Origin of the sequence: Paractinoplanes hotanensis, from assembly GCF_023717965.1 — a bacterium.
Lineage (GTDB): Bacteria > Actinomycetota > Actinomycetes > Mycobacteriales > Micromonosporaceae > Actinoplanes > Actinoplanes polyasparticus.
In genome coordinates this window covers 1-21,369 of record NZ_JAMQOL010000066.1, presented here as the reverse complement: position 1 = coordinate 21,369, position 21,369 = coordinate 1, and the positions used below count along the sequence as shown (strand labels likewise).

Genomic DNA, 21,369 nt, shown 5'->3' with positions numbered 1-21,369 from the left:
GCATCCGGCGATCCACTCCCGCAGCGGCCGAGCGCGCTGCCGGACCGCTCAAACCCGCCTGCCGGATCACATCCTCGGTGAGAACGCCGAGCCCGTCCGTGGCCCATCGCAGCGTCCGCGAGCGCCGCATCCGCCGCCCGATCCGGTTCAGTTCGGCCAGCGACCCGCCGGCCGCGGCGTCCGCCAAGATGTCGTCGCGCAGTCGGCGTACCCCCGATGCGCCATACCCTGCCAGCCCGCCACCGAGAGCAGTCGTCCCAGTGAATCCAGGTGCGCGGCCGCATGCCGCTGCGCGCTCGCACCGGCATCCCAGAACGACTCTGCCGGCGAGCCTGCCGCGGGCAGCACGCGGGCCTCGGCCTGCTGGACGAGGTCACCCTGCAGGGTCAGGTTCATCACGAGGCCGGCCGGCCAGTCCACCAGCACCGGCCCCCAGGACACTCGCAGCGCGTCCAGCCCGAGTCCGTCGCGGTCGGGGCTGCGATCGGCCATCATCAGACCGCCCGGCATCTGCATGCCATCGTCGCCGTGGGCGCCGCCCAGGTCCGTGGTTTGCCACTCGTCGTGTCGTTGCCCTGCCTGCTGCGCCTGCCGTGGGTCACACAGCTGGGTCGTCGCCGCGGCCAGAACGGTCCGTGCCTCGTCCGGCCGCACGACGTGCGCGCGCGCACGGGGACCGGGCAGCTGCCGCCACACATCCTCGTGCGCGTCGGCCAGCTCCGCCCCCGGTTCGCCGATGATGATCAGCAGATCGGCGTCGGCCGCACTGACCGCGACCACGCCGCCGAGCGCTGTCAGCTCGCGTTCGACCGCGAGCCGCGCCGCCGTCGCTCCTGGCGCCACGGCGAGCATCGCATGAGGGCGGCGGGCCGCCCATCGCGCCAACCGTGCGCTCAGGACCATCGCAGCGCACCCTCCCGCCAGGCGTAGACCACGCCGGCCATCAGCACGCCGAGGAACGCGAACATCTCGACCACTGCCTTGGCACCGGCCTGCGCGACGACCAGCGCCCACGGGTACATGAACAGCATTTCGACGTCGAAGGCCAGGAACAGCATCGTCAGCGCGTACCAGCGCACGTGAAAACGCGAGACCGCATGCTGCGCCGGGCGTTCCCCGGACAGGAAGGGCCCGGCTCGCAGCGGTTCCGCGGCGACCGCGGTGAGCCGGTGCACGAGATAGACGACGACCACGACGGACGCCGCCACACCCGCCATGGCGATCACGACTCCCAGCGCCTGCACGTGCATTCCTTCCGGTCCGCGACATTTCCGTCCGGTCCGCGACCCGAGTCCGGCCCGTGGAGCACGCGCCTACCCATACATCCGTGGCGCTAACCGGACGAATGCGGTTCGGTGCCGGAGGATCACATAGCCGCCAGTTTTCGCTTGCCCTGATCGGGTAGGCGACCTCGAGGAGACGACCACGAGATCGAGGTGCGAAATGTCGCGTGCGCGCATTGTCATCGTCGGCGCCGGGTTCGCCGGTTTCGCAGCGGCCCGGACCCTGCTGCGCAAGGCGCGCGGAGCCGCTGAGGTGGTCCTGCTCAATCCCACCGACTACTTCCTCTACCTTCCGCTGCTGCCCGAGGTCGCCGGGGGAGTGCTGGACCCGCGCCGGGTCACCGTGCCGCTCACCGACGCCCTGCCAGGTGCTCGGCTCGTGCTGGGACAGGCCGGCGGCGTCGACGCCGCCGCGAGGACGGTTTCCTACACCGGGCCGGAGGGCGAGCAGAGGACGATCGGCTATCACCGGCTGGTGCTTGCGGCGGGCAGCGTCAACAAGCTGCTACCCATTCCCGGTGTGGCGGAGAATGCCCGCGGCTTCCGGGGCATCCCCGAGGCGCTGCACCTGCGCGACCACGTCGTCCGGCAGATCGAGATGGCCGACGCGGCCGAGGACCCGGACGAGCGGGCGGCCCGGCTCACGTTCGTGGTGGTCGGGGCGGGCTACACGGGTACGGAGGTCGTCGCCCAGATCCAGTTGCTGACCCATGACGTGCTGAGCCGGCATCCGCGCCTGGCCGGGGTCCGGCCGCAGTGGCTGCTGCTGGACACCGCCGACCATGTGTTGCCGGGTATGGATGAACGGTTGTCGGCCACTGCCGAGCGGGTGCTGCGCGACCGGGGCATCGAGGTGAACATGGGTACGTCGGTGGCCGAGGCTACCGCCACCGGGGTCAAGCTCACCGACGACCGTTTCGTCGCGTCGCACACGCTCGTCTGGTGCGTCGGCGTGCGTCCCGACCCGCTGGCGCAGAGCACCGGCCTGCCCCTGACCAAGGGCCGCTTGCAGGTCGACGAATATCTCGCCGTGCCCGGACATCCCGAGATTCTGGCGTGCGGGGACGCCGCCGCGGTGCCCGACCCCGCGAACCCCGGCCGTCCCACGCCGATGACCGCCCAGCACGCCGTTCGCCAGGGCCGGCTGGCCGGCCACAACATCGCCGCCTCGTACGGCGTGGGTGAGCGCAAGCCGTACCGGCATCGTGACCTGGGGTTCGTGGTGGACCTCGGCGGTTGGCAAGCGGCGGCGAACCCGCTGCACGTGCCGCTCTCCGGGCTTCCGGCGCGGATCGTCACCCGCGGCTACCACCTGACCGCGCTGCCTGCCAACCGGCTGCGCACTGTGGCCGACTGGCTGTTCACCGCCGTCAGCTCCCGGCCCGCGGTGCAGTTGGGGCTGGTGCCGGGCCCGGCGGTGCCGCTGGACACCGACGCTCCAGAAGTCGTCCACCAGCCCACCTGACACCCGAGCAGCGATCTTCAGGCGGGAGATCTCCTGGCGGAAATCGTGGTGTCGGATGTCGCCTGTGTCGCTTTGGCGTCGCGTAGGAGACGGACCGCGCGATCGGCGAAGTCAGCGTCCACGACGATGTGGTAGCGATCGGCGCGGACGGGCTGATTCGCCACGAAAGAGCGGCGGCCTTGCGTGATGACGTAGCCGAGCAGCGCGACCGCGGCGCCGAGCACCGCGCCCAGAATCGCGGCGTTGACAATCAACCACGGCAGGGCCAACGAGGTCTCGGTCAAGTCGAACAGTCCGAGCATGTAGCCGACCGCCGCGCCGATCAACATCCCGGAGACGGCGCCGCGCCGGGTGACGTCGGGCGTCGACACCTGCCCTTGCTCCCGGTCCACCGTGTGCAGGCCGGCGGCCATGATGGTCGTCTGTTCGACGGAGAAGTCGCCGTCCCGCAACCGCTCGACCGCCCGGCATGCCGACGGGTAGTCGTCGTATGTACCGATGGTTCGTTGGGCGACTCCCAGATGAATGCTGCCGGTGCGGGTGACGTCCGTGCCTGCGTTGTCACTCATTGCTGAACCGCCTGTCTGCTGGTCGGAAGAACGACGAGGCCCCTGCCGGCGGCCTCTCCTGTTCAGGGTGCGACGGCAGTTGTGCGGCTGCTGCACCGTCCCGTGTCATTGCGGTGACGGCTCGGTACCTGGGTCGGAGCCTTCGTCGGCCAACGGCTTCAGCGAGACGAGCGCGATGGTCGAGGTGTTTCGTCGGGGTTGCTGTGCACGAGGGGCAGAAGCAGCTGCACGACCCGGTCGAACGCAGGCTGGTCCGGCGAGCAGTCGTCGGCGGTTCTCGACCATGACGGTGTGTGAACGCGGTAGATGTACCCGTCGGAGCAGACGGGCCCGGAAGCGGACCTGGAGACCGGGGCTTTCAGGACGGGGTCGGCCAGCACCTGCTTGAGTTCGGCGAGCCGGTCGGCGCCGAGTCGAAACCGGTTCTGGTGCGAGCTGGTGACCGTTCCGTCGATCTCGACGTGCAGCTGCTCGTCGACGCCGGCCAAGCCTCCCGTACGGGAGAAATCCAGCGGCAGGACATCGCCGGTAGCGGAAGGGCCGGCGGCAGCGGGACTCGTGTGGCGAGCGATCGGCGGACTGATCTTCGGCGTGGCGCAGCCGCTGATCCCAGCGACGACGATGGTCAGCAGTAGCGCAAACGACGCGAAAGTTTTCGTCATCCCCCTGGGACGCGGCGTCATGGTCGTCCGGTTCCCCGCGCTCGGAGGGCGACAGCTGATTCGAAATCCTTCCGCGAACTGCACCGCGGGACATGGAAGGCGCCTCGGCACGTTTGGGCCTTCCCCGGCCGGGTAGCGACGAGCAGGTCCGCCCGTCTTGAGGAGGAGACCGCCATGCGAGCGTTGACCGTACAGCCGCTCAAGGCGGGATCGGCCGAAGTCCTCGAGGTGCCCGACCCCGAGCCGGGCTCGGGCGAGATGCTGGTCGAAGGATTGGCGTTGGGCATCTGCGGCACGGATCGCGAGATTGCCGCCGGTGAGTACGGGTGGGCGCCGCCCGGCCGCGATCGGCTCGTTCTCGGCCACGAATCGCTGGGACGCGTGCACACGGCTCCGCCGGACAGCAGCTTCGCGCCCGGTGACCTGGTCGTCGGCGTGGTGCGCCGCCCGGACCCGGTCCCGTGCGGGGCGTGTGCCCACGGCGAGTTCGACATGTGCCGCAACGGCCGGTACACCGAGCGTGGCATCAAAGAGATCGACGGGTACGGCAGCGAGCTGTGGACGGTCGATACCGGCTACGCGGTGAAGCTCGACCCGCGGCTGGCCGCCGTCGGCGTGCTGATGGAACCCGCCACCGTGGTCGCCAAGGCCTGGGAACAGATCGAGAAGGTGGGCGCCCGGTCCTGGTTCCAGCCCGAGCGGGTCCTGGTCACCGGGGCCGGCCCGATCGGTCTGCTGGCCGCGCTGCTCGGGGCGCAGCGGGGGCTCGAGGTGCATGTGCTGGATCTCGCCACCGACGGGCCCAAACCGGAAGCGGTCAGAGCCCTGGGCGCGCAGTACCACTCCTCCGGCATCGACGACGCGACGGCGCGGGCCGAACCCGATGTGATCCTCGAGGCGACCGGGGTCTCGCCGCTCGTGTTCGAAGCGATGGCGAGCACCGCCTCGTACGGGATCGTCTGTCTCACCGGGGTCTCACCGGTCGGCCGCAAGATCTCGGTGGACGTCGGCGCGGCCAACCGCGACATGGTGCTGGAGAACGACGTCGTCGTCGGCTCGGTCAACGCCAACCTGAGCCACTACGCCGCCGCAGCCGACGCCCTGGCCAAGGCCGACATCGGCTGGTTGTCCCGGCTGATCACCCGGCGGCTGCCGCTGGACAGCTTCGCCGAGGCCCTCGAAGCACGATCCGACGACATCAAGGTCGTCCTCGACCTGACCGCCTGAGCGGAGGAGTCGCCATGACCGGACTGATCGAGGACTACGCGCTCATCGGAGACCTGCAGTCGGCCGCGCTGGTCGGCCGGGACGGCTCCATCGACTGGCTGTGCCTGCCCCGGTTCGACTCGGCCGCCTGCTTCGCGGCCCTGCTCGCCGACGAGTCGGCGGGTCGCTGGCGCATCGCGCCGGTCGGCGCCGGCGCGTCCACGAGCCGGCGCTATCGCGGTGACACGCTGGTGCTGGAGACGGAGTGGCGAACCGCCGACGGCATCGTCCGGGTCATCGACTTCATGCCGCCACGGGGCGAAGCCGCCGACCTCGTCCGCATCGTCGAAGGCGTGTCCGGCGCCGTGCCGATCCATATGGACCTGGTCCTGCGCTTCGACTACGGCCGCGTCGTGCCGTGGGTCCGTACGAGTGACCGCGATCTGGCGGCGATCGCGGGTCCTGACGCGGTCTGGTTGCGCACCGACGTCACGCTGGACGGCCGGGATCGGGCCACAGTCGCGGACTTCACCGTTCGGGAGGGGGAGCGGGTCCCGTTCGTCCTCACGCATCAGCTCTCGCACCTGCCGCAGCCCCAACCGGTCGATCCCTTCCCGGCGCTGAGCCGGACCCAGCGGTACTGGGAAGATTGGATCGGCCGCTGCGACTACGACGGCCGGTGGCCCGACGCGGTCCGGCGATCGCTGATCCTGCTCAAGGCCCTGACGTACGCCCCGACCGGCGGTCTCCTCGCCGCTGCGACGACCTCCCTGCCCGAGCAACTGGGCGGTTCGCGCAACTGGGACTACCGGTACTGCTGGCTACGCGACGCCACGTTCACCCTGCAGGCGCTGCTCGGCACCGGCTATGTCGCCGAGGCCAAAGCCTGGCGGGAGTGGCTGCTCCGGGCGGTTGCCGGCGATCCGGCCGACCTGCAGATCATGTACGGACTCGACGGCACCCGCAGGCTGCCCGAATACACGCTCGACTGGCTCAGTGGCTACGAGGGCGCCCAGCCGGTCCGGGTCGGCAACGCCGCTGCCGGGCAGTTGCAGCTGGACGTGTGGGGCGAGGTGCTGGACGGCCTGCACCTGACCAGGGAAGCCGGCATCGCCGCCACGGACGCCGGATGGGACCTGCAACGGGCATTGCTCGACTTCCTCGAGGGAAATTGGCGGCAGCCGGACAACAGCCTGTGGGAGGTCCGCGGAGAACGGCGGCAGTTCGTGCACTCCAAGATCATGGCGTGGGCCGGCTTCGACCGGGCTGTCACCGCGGTCGACCACCACGGCCTGGACGGTCCGGCGGACCGGTGGCGGACGTTGCGTGCCGAGATTCACGCCGAGGTCTGTGCCCAGGGCTTCGACACCGACCGCAACACCTTCACCCAGTCGTACGGCTCCGCGGCGCTGGACGCCGCACTCCTGCTCATCCCGCGGGTCGGCTTCCTGCCCGGCACCGATCCGCGCGTTGTCGGCACGGTGGAGGCCGTCCAGCGGGACCTGTGCCAGGGCGGCTTCGTGCTGCGCTATCGACCGGAGCACGACAATGTGGACGGTCTGCCGGGCACCGAGGGCGCCTTCCTGGCGTGCACGTTCTGGCTGGTGGACGCGTTGTACGCCGGTGGCCGCCGCGATGACGCCGAGCGGCTGTTCGACCAGCTGCTGGGCTTGCGCAACGACGTCGGCATGCTGGCCGAGGAGTACGACCCGGCCTCCGGGCGTCAGCTCGGCAACACACCGCAGGCGTTCAGCCTCGTGGGCCTGGTCAACTCGGCCCGGCTGCTCAGCGGCACGACGACGCGGACATCGGCGGACTCCGCCGCCCAGCACACCCGCCGTTGAGGTGACCGAGGCCGTCGACAGGTCCGGGAAGAAGCGTGACTGATGGACCGCCACCCGTCTCGGCGGCGGAGGGCCGTCAGTCGGCAGGACGATCGGACAGCGCTGGTGAATCGGGATGCGGTGCGCCGAGCACCTCCAGCGCCGCCTGCTGGTCGGGAAAGATCCGGAAGACACCCTCCAGCCGCATGGTGTGCAGCACCGTCAGAACGAAGCGGGACGGCTCCGACAGGTCGAAGGTCGCTCCGTGCTGCCGAGCCTCCTGCCGCCCGCGTACCAGCAGCCCGAGAGCGGTGGAGTCGAGAAACTCGACGGCGTGCAGATCCACGAGCACGTGCGGGTGGGTGGCGGCGGCCGCCATCAGATCGTCGCGCAGAGACTCGGCGAGGTCGGCGTCGAAATCGGTCAACGGCGTGATGACGGCGGCGGGGCCGAGGGTCCGCACGTCGTACGAGGCGCCGTGGGTGCGGGGCCGGGCCGTCGGCTCGGGCGGAGGAGGCGTGCCGGAGCTGCACCCCGGGCACCGATGCGGTCCGGTGGAGAATGCCGAGCCGGTCCAGCCGAGCTGGGCGACCATCGGCCACACCAGTTCACCGTCGGACGTCGCGTCGACGGTGGTGTCCTCTCTGCCGCACTGGTCGCAGATGACCAGGGCGGTGCGGTCGCCCGCCGGCACGACCGTCACCGGGATCGGCCGGCGCCGTCGAACCGCCGGTCGGCGGTCGCCGCCACCAGTCCGACGCCGGTGCCGGCGAAGACCATCTGCACGACCACCTCGACGGCAGTCACGCCGGAGGTGTCGATGCCGGCGAGGCGGACGACGACGGTGGCCAGCATCGCGGCGCTGACGGCCACGGCCAGCGGTACCCAGAACGGGACGCTGCGGCCGGCCGGGATGAGCCACCACCCGCCGAGGCCGAAGGTTGTCCCGACGGCCAGGGCGGTGATCAGGCTGCTGATGGTCATGAGCGGTGTCCTTCGCCTGCGGTGAGGATTCCAGAGTGCTGGTCGAAATCGGCGGAACATCCCCTGGTTCGTGACAGTCGGATGACATCCGGATCGCCCGCTTTGCCTCCGGGAATCGATCACACCGGTCGCCTGCCGTTCGCCACGCTGTAACCCGGCCGTACCGTCCGGCGGGTCACTGCTCCGGCGGCAGGAGCGAGAACTGCACCTGTCCGGCCTCGTCGATCCGGGCATCGAGAGTCCTGCCCTTCAGCAGGGACTCGGCCTCCTCGGCGACGAAGACCTGCAGCTGCTCGTCGGCATCATGCACTCGGTCGCCGGGATGGGGTCGCCCGGCCAGGGACAGACGGAGGGCTTCCGCCGTTGAGCCGGGCGAGATGCGCAGGCTCGCACCGGGCGGGGCGTCCCGCATCGCGGCCAGGTGGCGGACGGCGAGGACAGCTCCTCTCGAAAGGGCGAACAGCACGATTTCCTCCTGAGGGCTCATGACTCGGTCACTCGGCGCCACGTTTGCGCCCCGATGTGAAAGTCGCCGCACCTTGCCGTGACAGTTCGGTGTCAGTTGCCGCCGGAACCCGTCACCCTGGATGTCCAGCACTCGGCAGGCGTACTACCGGCTCGTCATGAAACTGTTGTCGGCTCGCCGGAACCTCGCCATGGCGGAGATCGAGGCTGAGGTATGTCGAACGAGCCGAAGTGTCACAGGGGTATCGCGTTGGGAGACAGCTCGTGCTCGCAGGTTTGATCTCGGCCGTGGTCGCCGGCACGGTGGTCGGCCTCGCCGGCCGCCTGGTGCCGCGCTGGCGAAACGTGCCGGTCTGGCTCCCCATGGTGATCGGTGTGGTCGCTGCCCTGGCCGGCAGTCTCGCGGTGCGCGCCGTCGGCGCCGAGCCGTCCGGCGGCGGATCCAGCGTCGCCATGCAGCTCTTCTTCGCCGCCGTCGGCGTCGTGACAATGGGCGCGATGGCCGCCAGGCGTGCCGCCCTCCACCCCTCTGACCCGCTGACCGGCAGGCCGGCCCGGTGAGGGCGAACGCGGCGGCCAGTGCAGCGCGGCGGCCCACCGGCGCCGAGTGGATCAGCTCGGCGCGGCCGGCCTCCTCGTCGTCGCGCTTCTGCCGGCCGACCAGGAGCACAAATCGGCGCGTGTCATCCATCCGTCATACCGTCGCGTGTTCGTTGCCATGTCCGGGCGTGAGGCTGGGCGTGCACCAGACACCGCCCAGATCGCTTGGCGCGGTGCGTCTCGGGTGCGAAGGGGAGGGCCCGCGTGACGATTGTTCCGGTAAGCAAACGGGTGACACTGCTCGGTCTTGACGGGGCATGCCTGCTGCGAATCACCGGCGATGTGGAAGTGTCCACAGTTCCCGAACTGCGAGTGGCGCTGCAGGCAGCGTTGACGCAGTGCGCGTGGATCATTGTGGATCTGTCGCGGGCAGGAACGGTGGAATCCCTCGGCCTGCGGACTTTGCTGGCCGGCAGCGGCGCCGCCCAGCGTCACGGCGGCGCCCTGGTGTTCGCGGCGCCACCGTTGTTGCTGCGACGCCGGCTCCGAGCCAGCCGGCAAGCTGTCACCGTCTTCGACTCCGTGCCGCAAGCGCTCAGTGCGCTGTCGCCGGAGCCGGCCGTCGTCAGGCATTTACGGTACGGCGAGACGCGGCACACATGAGACGGCGGGGAACGGGGTCACCGGTTCGAGCACGGTGCACCCCCCGCTATCATTGCTGGCTGGCCTGGCGGATGTTCTCGAGCCACTCCCGAAGCCCGTCCGGCCCACCGGTTCCGAGCCTTGGACGACGGCCGCGGCGATTCTGAGCAATGACGCGGCAGCCGACATCGCCGATTCCGTCTGCATCGCCCACAGAGAGCTCGCCCAGGCGGGGGAGACGTGCCCGTTACGACTTCTGTGATCGATGCTGATTCCATGGGCCGGTCCGCGTGAGAGCCCGGCCTATGAAGGACTTGTGGCGGTGTGGCAGCGGCCGGCCTTCGGCAGCGTCGGTGAGTAGTCGCGCGACGCGACGCGCCGAGGGGCGATCGGCCGGCACCCGGGCCAGACAACTCTGGTAGAGGCGGACGAGCCCGTCCGGTACCCGGTTGCCGTCCGGCAGCCGGGGAACCGGGGTGCAGGCGCGTGCGAGCAGGACCTGCTCGACGGTCCTGCCCGGCCATGCCGGTTGGCCGGTCAGGCAGGCGCGCATCACGAGCCCGAGGGCATAGACATCCACGGCGGGGGTGGTCGGCTGGTCGTAGAACTGCTCCGGCGCCAGGTATGCCGGCGTGCCCCAGACATACCCGCTGCGGTCGATCGTCGTCTCGCCGGCCCGGCGCGCCATACCGAAGTCCGCCAGTTTGGCCCCGGCCCGGGCCATCATGATGTTGCCGGGTTTGACGTCGTGATGCACCAGCCCGTTGTTGTGCGCGGCGGCAAGGCCGGCGGCGATCTGCGCACACACCCGGGCAGCCTCACGCACCGGCATCGCCCCGCCCTCGGCCAGCCGGGCTGAGAGGGTCCCGCCGGCAACGAGCTCCATGACCAGGAACGGCAACCTCGCGGTGTCCGCGTCCGCGTTGGACTCGCCGTAGTCGAGGAGGCGGACGATGTTCGGGTGGACGAGACCGGCGGCCGTCAGGGCCTCCCGGCGCACCGCCGTGCGCCGCATGTCATCCATCGCGCTGCCACGGTCCAGCGTCTTCACCGCCACTGGCCGTTTGAGCACGTCGTCGTCGGCGTGGTGCACCACGGCCATCCCGCCTCGCGCGATCACCGCGCCCAGGCGGTACCGCCCGGCCAGCACTGTCATTGTCGACGCTCTTTCAGTCGAATACTCCGTCGGCTTCTTCCTCCACCAAGATCCGCTCCTTGTTTCGCATCGACGGCGCGGTCGCATGACAGTCCCGCGACATCTCGTCGCCGGCCGACGGGGCCTCGAGCGCCACCGCCACGACTGCCTGGACCCTCACCAGCACACCGAGCCCATGACGGGACGGCAAATGCCCGCACTGTCATAGGACCGTCATGCGCTGGTGAGGTAGTTGCTGTGCGACTCCGCCACTCTGGTCCGGTAAGCAGGAGGCGCGCCGAGAGGAACGTAGTGCACAAGGTCTCGCACAGTGAGTCCCACCGCAGCCGGATCGCGTTGGCCGAGTCCGGCGACGTGGCGATCCTGACGTTGCGCGGCGACATCGACGCCACGATCGCCCGGGGACTGCGAGACAGTCTGACGTGGGCTGTCGATCATCACCCCGGGGTGGTCCTGGACGTGTCGGCCGCTCCTGAGATCGCACCGGCCGGACTGGATGTGCTCATGCGGGCTCGTCGACGTGGTCACGGCCGCGGCACCCGGCTGTGTCTGGTGGCGCCGTCCCGTTCCCTCAGGGCGGCGCTCGGCGGGGACAGCCGGTTCTCCTCGTTCGAGGACTGCGAGTCGGCCGTCACGTGGCTGCGCACGGCGGCCCTTCCCGCTACGGGCGGCGGACGGTGATGATCCGGTGACACCGTACGGCTCCGACCCCGACGACTGGTCCTCGTACGACGAGGACGAAGCCCCTACGCTGCCTTCTCGAGAGCTCATCGAGGCCGACATCCGCATCGTCGACAGCGTTGCCGCCGCGCTGGCATGCGGCATGGAGGTGCGCGGGCGCCGGCTGGAAGTGGTAGTCCAGAATCGAGTGGTCATTCTGCTCGGCGAGGTGGAGTCGGAAGAGGTGCGGCTGGCCGCCGGCGTCGTAGCCTGGGCGGTTCCGGAGGTCTACGACGTCTGTAACCGGCTGACTGTCGCGCCGTGATTCTGAAGCACAGCGCCGTGATTCTGAAGCACAGCTACGAAGTGGTTCAGCCGGTCGGAGGATGGTGAGCAGGAAAGTGGAGGGCGAGCGCCGCGACCCCAAGTTCGACGAGATTGTCACCCACCTGGTTGCCGGGGATCCTTCTTTCGGCGAGGCGACCCGCACCCCCCTCGCGTGGAACAAGGCGGCCCAGGTGGCTTTGGTCGTCGTGGCCGCGATCGCGTGGGCCGGACTGTCCGTCCTGATGGTCGTGTGGGGCTGGCGCGGCGCGTTGGTCGCCGTTCCGATCGTGGTCGTCGCTGTCGTGATCGCCGTCCGCCTTGCCGGTGGTGGCGGCGCCGGGGCTCAGACCGGGAACGCCGTGTCCCCGGCACCTGACGACGAGCCATGAGGCCCGTCGACGAAGTGATGTTCGGCTCGGTTCGAACGCAGTCACACGGAAAGCAATGCGCCGTCCGATGACAGGTCCAGTTGGTTATCGTCCCGCCGCATCCGCGGAGCGGACACGTGGTCAAGAACGAATTGCACCCGCCCCGCCTCGCTGCGCGTGGCGTCGAGCGTCTGATCCTGGACGCGACCGGCAACCTCCTCGGCGACGTAGAGCCGCGCGCCTTCCGCGTCGTGGATGAAATCGCCGGCGGTGGGAGCGGAGACGAGAAGGATGCGCAGTCTCCTGGGGTCGGCTGCCTTCTGGATGCGCAGGCCGCAGTCTTCCGGTACGCCCGGCCGGGCGAGCAGGCGGCGAATTGTGGCGACGGCCTTGTTCGAGATGACAAGCACGATGTTCTCCTCAGGAGCGTCCGGTTCCGGCTCTCACCCCTCGAACGTCGCGCCCGGACATGGAGATCGAACCGCCACTTCGTGACGTTTCTGCGACGGATCGGATACCGGCCAAGCGGTGAGGCCACCCACCTCAGCGTGGTGTTCCTTTGTCACAGGGCTGTCGTACGACTGCGAGATGAATGCCATGTCCGGTCGGAAGGGTCATGCAGTGCTTGAGCGGTGGTCAGAGCAGACCGGACCGTGCTCGATGTCGTCAAGAGGCGTGACAGGGGCTCTCTTGGCGTTGACGCGGACACGTGCTTCGGAGGGGCGGGGGCCTGCGTCATGAAACGTCTCCGGCTGTCGTTCAGCAATAGCAACGATGGTGCCGGCCTTCGGCGCGCCGCCCACGAATTGCTCGCCGGCGAGCACACCCCTGAGCTCATCGACGACTTGCTGCTGATCGTGACTGAGCTCGTCGACAACGTCGTTCAGCACACGGCTGCCGGTGGCGAACTCGTCCTCGTCAGCCACCTGGGAACGGTGACCATCGAAGTGCTCGACACCAGCCGGCGGATGCCGCGGGTGCGGCGGCCGGAGCCGCATCAGCCCGGCGGACGCGGGCTGATGCTCGTAGCGGCGCTCAGCCGTGCGTGGGGCAGCCGGGAGACCCCGAGCGGCAAAGTGGTGTGGGCGCAGCTGGCCTGAGCGGTGCGAGCAGCGTCAGGTGCGGTGGCCCCAGGGAACTGTCGGCTGGAGCACTGCCTCGCTCAGGGCCTCGGTGCGAAGGTGGGTGATCGACTGGTAGCTCACTGATCGTTGCCGCGACAGCATTATGCACTCCTAGTGCAACTACTGTAGCCCTTCGGCGGTCGAGGTCTTCACGCAGATGCCCGCTGCCGCCCGCCACTGCATCGCTTCGCGCCGGGTCAGGAACGCATCCTCAGAATTTCCTCAGATCTTCCCGAAGCATCGCCGACGTGGTGTCCCTCAGTCTGTGGCGGGTTCGATCAGCGGGCCCTGATCGAGGGAAGGTCACCGCGGGTGAGTGTGGACTCCAGACCTGCTGCCGAAGCCGGCAGTACGGCAAACCGTGAACGACAGGCGCCGGCCCGGCGAGCCTGTGAGCTGAGCCCACGCACAAGCGTTCCGAACCGGCACAACGTGACACCTCCGCCCGTCACAGCCGGTTCAGCCTCGGCATGCCGGCCCGCGGGCAGCCGCGCACGGGATCGCACTCCGAGCGAGGCGATGGCATCCGAGGACGAATACGCGGAATTGGTTGCGCGCCACCGTGAACCGGTCCGTGCGTATGCCCGCCGTCTGACCGGCAACCGTGGCATGGCGGACGACGTCCTCCAGGAGACGTTGCTGCGCGCCTGGCGCCATCGGCAGTCGCTGACCAACGGCGAAGGATCGGTCCGTGGCTGGCTGCTGACGGTTGCGCACAACGTCGCGGTCGACCAGATGCGAGGGCGCCGCGCCCATCCCGTGACCGACGAGGTGTGGGACAGCCTGCAACGACCGATCCAGGACCATGCCGACGCCGTGGTCACCAATGCTGTGCTGATGCCCGCTCTGCGCCGCCTCACCGCGGAACACCGGCACGTGCTCTTCGAGCTGTACTACCGCTGCAGCACCGTCAAGGAAGCGGCGCAGTCGATCGGCATTCCGCCCGGAACCGTGAAGTCGCGGGCTCACTACGCGGTCCGGGCCCTCCGCGCCGAGCTGGCCGCCGCGTCCTGATCCCCTTGTCGTCCCGTTCGAAAGGAAACTCGTGACCAGGCGGCACACGTCAGGATTCGGCATCCTCGGCATGAGCACGGATCCCACCCCCGGTGACCCGGACCAGATCGACCAACTGGCCCGGGAATACGAGGAGATCCGGGACGACGCGCAGACCGCGCTCCGGGTGCTCGGCCGCGGTGGCTCGCTGTCACGGGCCCGCGGCGATTCCATGACCAAGTTGCGCGACATGCTCGACAGTCTTCCGGGCAAGCTCCAGCGGACGGTCAACTCGTTCGATACCGCGGCGCAGGCGTATCGGACCTACGCCCGGATCCTGCGCGACCAGCAGACCCGCATCGACACGGCGATGGACCAGGCGGGATCGGTCGCCTCGATCGCGCGTGCCCCCGTACCCCGCGCCGCAGCCACCGCCACCGTCGAGGAACGCACCGCGATCCTTCGGCAAGCCAACGACGTTCTCGAAGCACAATCACAGACTCTCGCCGCTCGCCGGCTCGCCGAGGACGCCCGGCGGTTGCGTGAGGCGGCCTCGGCACGCTGCAACCGAGAGCTCGACGACGCCGCCGCCCAGGCGATCAAGCCGCCGCCCCGGCGCAACTTCTTCCAGCGCATCGGCGACTTCTTCCGGAACAACCCGATCGCTCGGCTGATCGTCGACATCCTGATCGCCGTCGTCGCGGTGGTTCTGCCGGTCGTCGGCCTGGTGCTCGCCGCGGTGTCGGTGGTCGTCACGGCCGTCGTCCAGGCCGCGAACGGGAATTTCGAGTTAGGCACGTTGCTCGTGGGCCTGGTGAGCCTGGTCCCGGCCGCCGTGTTGTTCGGCCCGGTCGTCAAGTTCGCCGGCAAGGCCGCGCCCCAGCTCGCCGTCACCGTCCGCGGCTCCGGAAAGGCCTTCGGCGAGCTGGCCGACAACGCCAAGCTGATCAAGGGCGCCACCACGGCGCGGACCGGCGCCGTCACCTTCGCCCGCAACACGACGAAAGAGTTCACCCAGGGCGTCGTCGAGGAGGTCGCCACCGTCGGGCTCAACAAAGCCGCCAACAAGGACGCCGACGGCTTCAACGCCGCATCCATCTTCGCCGGCGCGGCGGCGGGCGCCGCCGTGAACGGTGGGATCGACGGATTCCGCAAGTCCTTCGACGCGCCGGACACCGACATCAAGTTCGAGCGTACGGACCGGCCTGACGCTCCGGTCGGCGCCGGTGGCACGGCCCCGGAAGCGGCCGGATCGGCACCGGCACCGGCAGGCCTGGGCGGTGGCGACACGCCGGCGACCAGCGGCCCCACATCGGATTCGTCCGGCGCCCCCGGGGACACGCCGGCCGGCGCCGGCGCTGCATCGCCCGAGCCGCCGAGCAATGCGCCGAGTGCCGACCCCAGCAGTACAACACTCACTGCCGACCCCACCAGCAGCACGAACGCTGCGCAACCCGCCAGCAGCGCGACAGGTGCGGGCTCTGCCGGCGCGGGAACCCCTGGGTCCGGCGTGGCGGGCGTGCAGCAGGGCACGAACCCGCTGGCGTCCTCGGGCGTGACGCAACAATCCGACGCCCCGGCTCCAGGCGACCCTGCCGTCACGTCGGTGCCGGCGTCGCCCGCGGCGTCCAGCAGTTCCGGCGGCGCGCAGGCAACACCAGGGGCCGGCACTGCGCGACCCGCGGGTCAGCAGCCCCCTCCCGTCCTCGGCTCGGCTGACGGCAGTCCCCCGGCCGGCTCCTCCAGCCGTGACTCCGCCAGTGCCGCACCCGCTGCCGCGGTCCCGGCTGGCAGTGCTGCCGCGGTCCCGGCTGGCAGTGCTCCCGCGGCCCCGGCTGGCAGTGCTGCCGCGGTCCCGGCTGGCAGTGCTCCCGCCACCCCGGCGGACGGTGGCGCGGACGGCGCGCCCGACGACGGCGAGTTGCACATCGAGAAGATCGTCATCGAGGCGGAGTCCGAGGCTTCGACGTCTGCGGACGAGATCCGGGAGCGCGCGGCCGACGCGGCGCAGGACGCGCTGGCCGCCGGCGCCGAGGAGGCCACCAAGGCCGCGGTGGAGGACGGGGAGGACGACGACCCGGGCGCCGCCTTGCTCGGAGCGGCGGCCAAGGCAGGCGCTGTGCTCGCCGCCGGCGAAAGGTTCGCCGGTGAAGGGCCGCAAGGTTTCCCCCGCAAGTCCCTTAGATAACCCGCGTCGGCAGCCCGCCGGCGTGTCCCATGAAAGAGACGAAGGAGTTCCACCATGCCCGACTTCGCGGTCAACAGCGACGAGACGGCCCAGACCTCGGCTGCCCTGCTCAACGACTTCACCCAGCTTCAGGACAAGCTGACCGAAGTTCGCAGCAAGGTGCAGAACCTGCTTGCTCAGGGCTATCGCACCCCGGCCGCGCAGCAGAAGTTCCAGCCGTTCTTCGACGAGTTCGCCCGCGGGTTCGACCAGGTGAACCAGGGCCTGCAGGGAATCGGCAACTACGTCCGCTCGGTCGGCGAGGCGTTCTCCTCGACCGACCAGGACCTCGGCTCCCGCCTCGGCTGATCAGCCGGCGCCACATCGGACACGCCCGGAGCTGACCTGCGCCGGGCGTGCCGCCTGTAGAGGAAAGGAGAAAACGAACGTGCGTCTCAACGTCAGCTTGACGTCCGACGTGTCGCCGTCGGCGGAGCTTCTGGTGGTGGACGCGGAGCCGGGTGTCTCCGTCGGCGCTTTCACCGCCGAGGTGGCGAGCGCTCTGGGCCACCGCCCGGGAACGCTGTTTCACGGTGTCACCCCCCTCGACCCGCGGTTGTCGCTGGCGGACGCCCGGCTCGGTCCCGGCGCCGAACTCGGCCTGAACCGTCCGTCCCGGCCGCCGGCCGGTCAGGTCGGCGCGGTCGAGGTTCGGCTGGTCGGCGGGCCGAGTGCCGGCGGCATCGTGCTGCTGCCGCCGGGCGAGTACGACGTCGGGAGCTCACCCCGCTGCCGGGTACGTCTGGCCGGGGACGTTCCCGCGGTTGCCGCGCGGCTGCTGGTCACCGCCGACCGCAAGGTCGAGGTCACCGCCCTGTCGGCCATGGAGATGGACGGGACGGTGCTGGACGGCGTCGCGGACTGGCCGGCGGGCCGGCAACTGGCGATCGGCGGCACGCTGCTGGAACTGGCTGTCGGGGTGCCGGCGCGGGCCCCGCTGAACCGGGCCGCTGACGGCTTCACCTGGGAGTTCAACCGTCCTCCGCGGTTCTTCCCGCAGATCCCGGGTGGCCAGTTCCGGCTGCCGACCGAACCGGCCAAGCCGGAGAAGAGCACCTTCCCGCTGGCGTCGCTGCTGTTGGCTCCGGCGATCGGCGCGCTGGTCGGCATCATCGCCACCGGCAACTGGCGGTTCATCTTCCTCGCCCTGGCGTCCCCCGTCGCCGCGCTGTTCACGCTGTTCGGCACCAAGCGCCGTAAACAGCAGACCTTCGACGAGCAGATGGAGGCTTACGAGGAGAAGCTCGCCCGGATGCGGGCAGAGATCGACGAGGCCGTCCTCGAGGAACAGCGTGCCCGCCGGTACGCGTACCCCGACCCCGCGTTCATCGGGCGTATCGCCACGCTGCCCGGCGAACGCTTGTGGGAACGCCGCTGGGCGGACGACGACTTCCTCACCCTGCGGGTCGGCACCAGCTCGGTGCCGTCAGCGGTGCGGGTCGAGGACCCGGCCGAGGACGAGCACCGGCGGACCACCATCCCCGAGCTCGGCCAGGTCCCGGTCGCCGTCGACGTACGTGAGAGCGGGGTGGCGGGGGTGGCGGGGGACAGCCTGTACCGCCTCGCGCCGTGGCTTTTGGCGCAGGCAGCGGCCCTGCACAGTCCGGACGATCTGCGGATCAGGGTGCTCACCGACTCGTCAGGTGAGCGCCGCTGGTCGTGGTTGCGCTGGCTGCCGCACGTACGGGCCGAGGGCGAGGAGGCGTACGCGCTGATCGGCACCACCATGGAGTCGGTGTCGCGGCGTATCGCCGAGCTCAATCGCCTGATCGCATCGCGGGCCGGCGCGGGGCGCGCGGAGGCCGGGCAGCGCGGAGCGGGCACCGGAGAACCGGACGTGCTGGTCGTGTTCGACGGGGCGCGACGTCTGCGCTCCCTGCCCGGCGCGGTCACGGTGCTGCGGGACGGTCCGGCCGTCGGTGTCTATGTCCTTTGCCTCGAGGTGGAGGAGCGGCTGCTGCCCGAGGAATGCCGGGCCGTGGTGGTCGCCGGGGCCGGAGCGGCGTCCGTCCGTACTGCCCGCGCGGCGCAGATCGCCGGTATCCGCGCGGACGAGCCGAATCCTGGATGGTACGAGCGGGTCGCGCGCGGGCTGTCCCCCTTGAGCGTCACCGGTGACGGCGACGAGGTGGTCCTGCCACAATCGGCGCGCCTGCTCGACGTGCTCAGCCTGGAACCGCCGAGGCCCGAGGGGATCGAGGCCGGCTGGGCGGCACGGCCGCGTAGCACCAAGGCGATCCTCGGCGTCGGGATGGACGGCGCCTTTGCGATCGACCTGGTCCGGGACGGGCCACATGCGCTGATCGCGGGAACGACCGGTGCGGGCAAGTCGGAGCTGTTGCAGACCCTCGTAGCCACTCTGGCGGTGGCGAACCGGCCCGACGAGATGACGTTCGTGCTGGTGGACTACAAAGGCGGCAGTGCCTTCGCCGAGTGCGCCGACCTGCCGCACACCGTGGGCATGGTGACCGACCTGGACACGCACCTGGTGGAGCGGGCACTGACCTCGCTCGGCGCGGAACTGCGCCGGCGCGAGCACGTGCTCGCCCGGGCCGGCGCCTCCGACATCGTGCGCTACCAGGAAAGCCGGGCCCGGGACTCGAGCATGCCGCCGATGCCGCGGCTGGTGCTGGTGATCGACGAGTTCGCCTCGATGGTGCGGGAGCTGCCGGACTTCGTCGCCGGTCTGGTCAACATCGCGCAGCGCGGCCGGTCGCTCGGCATCCACCTGGTGCTGGCGACGCAGCGGCCGTCGGGCGCGGTCACCGCGGACATCCGGGCCAACACCAACCTGCGGATCGCGCTGCGCACCACGGATCAGGGCGAGAGCCGGGACATCATCGACGCGCCCGATGCGGGCGAGCTGTCACCGCGTACGCCGGGCCGGGCGTACGCCCGTCTCGGGTATGCCGCGCTGCTGCCGTTCCAAGCCGGGCGCATCGGCGGGAAACGGCCGGTGCTCGGCGAGCGGGCAAACGAGGTACGCATCGAAGTCTCCCAGGTGAATTGGGCTGACCTCGGCGATCCGGTCCCCGCGCGTCCCGGCTCCGGCGCGGCTTCCGCGGGCCCGGCTGAAACGGATCTGAAGGAACTGGTCCGGGCGATTGTCGCGGCGACCGAGCGCACCGGTGTGCCCCGCCAGCCCAGCCCGTGGCTGCCGGCTCTGCCGGACGTGGCGCAGTGGGCCGAGCTGCCGCAGGCTCCCGCCCCGGCGGCGTCCGGTGACCTGGGAGCGGTCGCCTACGGCATCGTCGATCTGCCGGCCGCGCAGAGCCGCGAGTCGCTGATGTTCGACGTCGACCGCACCGGGCACGCCTTCTTCATCGGGTCGAGCCGCAGCGGCCGGTCACAGGTCTTGCGCACGCTCACGGCCGCGCTGACGGCCCGGCATTCCACCGCGGACCTTCACCTGTACGCGATCGACTGCGGCAACGGCGCCCTCCTGCCACTGGCCGGGCTGCCGCACTGCGGCGCCGTGGTGGACCGCCTTCAGCTCGAGCGACTGGACCGGATGCTGACCTGGTTCACCACCGAGCTGACCCGGCGCCAGTCGATGTTCGGCGAGCAGGGGGTCGCGGACCTGACCGAGCAGCGGCGGGGCGCGGCGGTGGAGCGGCGGTTGCCGCATCTGATGCTGCTCGTCGACCGGTTCGAGGTGTTCGAGCGGGACTTCGCGACTTACGACAACGGCAGCTACTTGGAGCGACTGGCCCGGCTGCTGCGCGACGGCGCCGGCGTGGGCATCCACGTTCTGCTCGCCGGGGACAAGGTCCTGGGCGCGAGCCGGTTCGCCGGCGCCACCGAGGAGAAACTGGTGCTGCGGCTCAACGATCGCACCGACTACTCACTGGTCGGCCTCAACCTCAGGGACGTGCCGCCGGACCAGGGCCCGGGGCGGGCGATCCGGCTCGCCGACAACGCCGAGGCGCAGATCGCCGTGCTGGGACCGGACACGTCGGGGCAGGCTCAGGCGGCGGCCCTCATCGAGGGGGCCAGGCAGATCACGGCGCGCGATGCCGGAGTGCCCGGGTACGCCCGGCCGCGTCGGTTCGTGGCGCTGCCCGACCTCATCACGTACTCGGAGGCTCGGCGGCTCGCTCCGGAGAACGGCCGTGCTTTGACGGCGTTCGTCGGTGTCGGCGGTGACGAGGTCCTTCCGATCGGGCCGGACTTCGTCGACATCCCGACGTTCGCCATCGGCGGACCGCCGCGTTCGGGTCGCAGCACCGCCCTGCTGACGGTGGCCCGGTCGTTGCTGGAGCGCGGTACCGGCCTGCTGGTGGTGGCCCCGCGGCGCTCGCCGCTGCGGGATCTGGCGGGGACGCCGGGCGTGTGCTCCGTCATTCAGGACGCCGGGGTGGCCGCCGCCGACTTCCGGAAGATGCTGCAGAGCCTCCCGGAGGAGACCGGGGCGGTGGTGGTCGACGACGCCGAGTTGCTGGCTCAGTCGGACATCGACAGCGACCTGAACACCCTGGCCCGGGGCGCGGCCGGAAACGGGTGGGGCCTGGTGGTCGCGGGCAACGCGGAGGCGCTGAGCCTCGGCCTGGCCGGCTGGCTGACGCAGCTCAAGCGAAATCGCGCCGGCCTGCTGATCGCGCCGCAGAGCATCACCGACGGCGAGCTCATCGGCATGCGGATCCCCCGGGGCATCGTCGGCCAGACCGCCCAGCCGGGACGCGCGTACCTGCACCTCGGTGACGGTGTGCTGACCGCCGTGCAGGTGCCGGCGACCGACTGAAAGACGAACCCGGGGGTGGGGGGGCCGGGGGGGCCCCCCCCGGGGGGGGGGGGGGGGGGGCGCCCCGCCCGGGGGGGGGGGCCCCCCCCCCGGGGGGGGGCGGGGGGGCCCGGGGGGGGCGGGGGGGGGGGGGG

General features: G+C 70.5%; 23 protein-coding genes. 13 read left to right on the top strand and 10 right to left on the bottom strand.

Annotation, left to right across the window (positions count from 1 at the left end):
• Positions 1-147: 147 nt before the first annotated feature.
• Positions 148-852 (bottom strand): hypothetical protein, encoded by a 705-nt coding sequence (locus tag LXN57_RS40375; RefSeq protein ID WP_251803591.1) that lies wholly within the window; start codon positions 850-852, stop codon positions 148-150.
• Between the two features lie 41 nt (positions 853-893).
• Positions 894-1,217, bottom strand: a complete 324-nt coding sequence (locus LXN57_RS40370) for an NADH-quinone oxidoreductase subunit A (protein ID WP_251803609.1) — start codon at positions 1,215-1,217, stop codon at positions 894-896.
• A gap of 226 nt (positions 1,218-1,443) precedes the next feature.
• On the opposite strand from LXN57_RS40370, the gene LXN57_RS40365 reads away from it, so the two are divergent.
• Complete coding sequence (locus tag LXN57_RS40365) at positions 1,444-2,748, top strand: NAD(P)/FAD-dependent oxidoreductase (protein ID WP_251803590.1); 1,305 nt, start codon at positions 1,444-1,446, stop codon at positions 2,746-2,748.
• Between the two features lie 17 nt (positions 2,749-2,765).
• On the opposite strand, the gene LXN57_RS40360 is transcribed toward LXN57_RS40365, so the two are convergent.
• Together LXN57_RS40360 and LXN57_RS40355 are read right to left on the bottom strand one after the other, a co-directional pair.
• Entirely contained in the window at positions 2,766-3,317 is a 552-nt protein-coding gene (locus LXN57_RS40360) for a general stress protein (RefSeq protein ID WP_251803589.1), read from the bottom strand.
• Positions 3,318-3,475: 158 nt separating this feature from the next.
• The gene (locus LXN57_RS40355) at positions 3,476-4,063 is read right to left on the bottom strand and encodes a hypothetical protein (RefSeq protein WP_251803588.1); all 588 of its coding nucleotides are present in this window, start codon (positions 4,061-4,063) and stop codon (positions 3,476-3,478) included.
• A 90-nt stretch (positions 4,064-4,153) separates the two neighbouring features.
• Between LXN57_RS40355 and LXN57_RS40350 the strand changes: the two genes are divergently transcribed.
• Positions 4,154-5,206, top strand: a complete 1,053-nt coding sequence (locus LXN57_RS40350; RefSeq protein WP_251803587.1) for a glucose 1-dehydrogenase — start codon at positions 4,154-4,156, stop codon at positions 5,204-5,206.
• Between the two features lie 14 nt (positions 5,207-5,220).
• The gene (locus LXN57_RS40345; RefSeq protein WP_251803586.1) at positions 5,221-7,029 is read left to right on the top strand and encodes a glycoside hydrolase family 15 protein; all 1,809 of its coding nucleotides are present in this window, start codon (positions 5,221-5,223) and stop codon (positions 7,027-7,029) included.
• A gap of 76 nt (positions 7,030-7,105) precedes the next feature.
• Here LXN57_RS40345 and LXN57_RS40340 read toward each other — a convergent pair whose 3' ends face one another.
• From LXN57_RS40340 to LXN57_RS40330, 3 genes are all read right to left on the bottom strand, one after another.
• Positions 7,106-7,702 carry an STAS domain-containing protein gene (locus LXN57_RS40340; protein WP_251803585.1) on the bottom strand — a complete coding sequence of 199 codons (597 nt, stop codon included), beginning with the start codon at positions 7,700-7,702 and terminating at the stop codon, positions 7,106-7,108.
• A 5-nt stretch (positions 7,703-7,707) separates the two neighbouring features.
• Positions 7,708-7,992 carry a hypothetical protein gene (locus tag LXN57_RS40335; protein ID WP_251803584.1) on the bottom strand — a complete coding sequence of 95 codons (285 nt, stop codon included), beginning with the start codon at positions 7,990-7,992 and terminating at the stop codon, positions 7,708-7,710.
• 175 nt (positions 7,993-8,167) lie between these two features.
• Positions 8,168-8,479, bottom strand: coding sequence for a hypothetical protein (locus tag LXN57_RS40330; RefSeq protein WP_251803583.1), 312 nt, complete (start codon positions 8,477-8,479; stop codon positions 8,168-8,170).
• 242 nt (positions 8,480-8,721) lie between these two features.
• Between LXN57_RS40330 and LXN57_RS40325 the strand changes: the two genes are divergently transcribed.
• Together LXN57_RS40325 and LXN57_RS40320 are read left to right on the top strand one after the other, a co-directional pair.
• Positions 8,722-9,018: a GlsB/YeaQ/YmgE family stress response membrane protein gene (locus LXN57_RS40325; protein WP_251803582.1), complete on the top strand. Its 297-nt coding sequence runs from the start codon at positions 8,722-8,724 to the stop codon at positions 9,016-9,018.
• A 243-nt stretch (positions 9,019-9,261) separates the two neighbouring features.
• Positions 9,262-9,660, top strand: a complete 399-nt coding sequence (locus LXN57_RS40320; RefSeq protein ID WP_251803581.1) for an STAS domain-containing protein — start codon at positions 9,262-9,264, stop codon at positions 9,658-9,660.
• A 226-nt stretch (positions 9,661-9,886) separates the two neighbouring features.
• Here the strand turns inward: LXN57_RS40320 and LXN57_RS40315 are convergent, their stop codons facing one another.
• Together LXN57_RS40315 and LXN57_RS40310 are read right to left on the bottom strand one after the other, a co-directional pair.
• The gene (locus LXN57_RS40315; RefSeq protein WP_285904726.1) at positions 9,887-10,795 is read right to left on the bottom strand and encodes a serine/threonine-protein kinase; all 909 of its coding nucleotides are present in this window, start codon (positions 10,793-10,795) and stop codon (positions 9,887-9,889) included.
• 13 nt (positions 10,796-10,808) lie between these two features.
• Positions 10,809-10,955: a hypothetical protein gene (locus tag LXN57_RS40310; protein WP_251803579.1), complete on the bottom strand. Its 147-nt coding sequence runs from the start codon at positions 10,953-10,955 to the stop codon at positions 10,809-10,811.
• 131 nt (positions 10,956-11,086) lie between these two features.
• Here LXN57_RS40310 and LXN57_RS40305 point away from each other — a divergent pair, with 131 nt between their 5' ends.
• The 3 genes from LXN57_RS40305 (at position 11,087) to LXN57_RS40295 (ending at position 12,171) form a co-directional block, all read left to right on the top strand.
• Positions 11,087-11,476 carry an STAS domain-containing protein gene (locus tag LXN57_RS40305; RefSeq protein ID WP_251803578.1) on the top strand — a complete coding sequence of 130 codons (390 nt, stop codon included), beginning with the start codon at positions 11,087-11,089 and terminating at the stop codon, positions 11,474-11,476.
• A 7-nt stretch (positions 11,477-11,483) separates the two neighbouring features.
• Positions 11,484-11,780, top strand: coding sequence for a BON domain-containing protein (locus LXN57_RS40300; RefSeq protein ID WP_251803577.1), 297 nt, complete (start codon positions 11,484-11,486; stop codon positions 11,778-11,780).
• Positions 11,781-11,844: 64 nt separating this feature from the next.
• On the top strand, positions 11,845-12,171 hold the full coding sequence (locus LXN57_RS40295; RefSeq protein WP_251803576.1) for a hypothetical protein: 327 nt from the start codon (positions 11,845-11,847) through the stop codon (positions 12,169-12,171).
• A 41-nt stretch (positions 12,172-12,212) separates the two neighbouring features.
• Here LXN57_RS40295 and LXN57_RS40290 read toward each other — a convergent pair whose 3' ends face one another.
• The gene (locus LXN57_RS40290) at positions 12,213-12,560 is read right to left on the bottom strand and encodes an adhesin (protein WP_251803575.1); all 348 of its coding nucleotides are present in this window, start codon (positions 12,558-12,560) and stop codon (positions 12,213-12,215) included.
• 327 nt (positions 12,561-12,887) lie between these two features.
• On the opposite strand from LXN57_RS40290, the gene LXN57_RS40285 reads away from it, so the two are divergent.
• From LXN57_RS40285 to LXN57_RS40265, 5 genes are all read left to right on the top strand, one after another.
• A complete protein-coding gene (locus LXN57_RS40285) occupies positions 12,888-13,250 on the top strand; it encodes an ATP-binding protein (RefSeq protein WP_251803574.1) in 363 nt (120 codons plus the stop codon).
• A gap of 543 nt (positions 13,251-13,793) precedes the next feature.
• A complete protein-coding gene (locus LXN57_RS40280) occupies positions 13,794-14,288 on the top strand; it encodes a sigma-70 family RNA polymerase sigma factor (protein WP_251803573.1) in 495 nt (164 codons plus the stop codon).
• A gap of 70 nt (positions 14,289-14,358) precedes the next feature.
• Positions 14,359-16,455, top strand: coding sequence for a hypothetical protein (locus LXN57_RS40275; RefSeq protein WP_251803572.1), 2,097 nt, complete (start codon positions 14,359-14,361; stop codon positions 16,453-16,455).
• Positions 16,456-16,509: 54 nt separating this feature from the next.
• Complete coding sequence (locus LXN57_RS40270) at positions 16,510-16,803, top strand: WXG100 family type VII secretion target (protein WP_251803571.1); 294 nt, start codon at positions 16,510-16,512, stop codon at positions 16,801-16,803.
• 79 nt (positions 16,804-16,882) lie between these two features.
• Positions 16,883-21,235, top strand: a complete 4,353-nt coding sequence (locus tag LXN57_RS40265) for an FtsK/SpoIIIE domain-containing protein (RefSeq protein WP_251803570.1) — start codon at positions 16,883-16,885, stop codon at positions 21,233-21,235.
• Positions 21,236-21,369 lie beyond the last annotated feature (134 nt).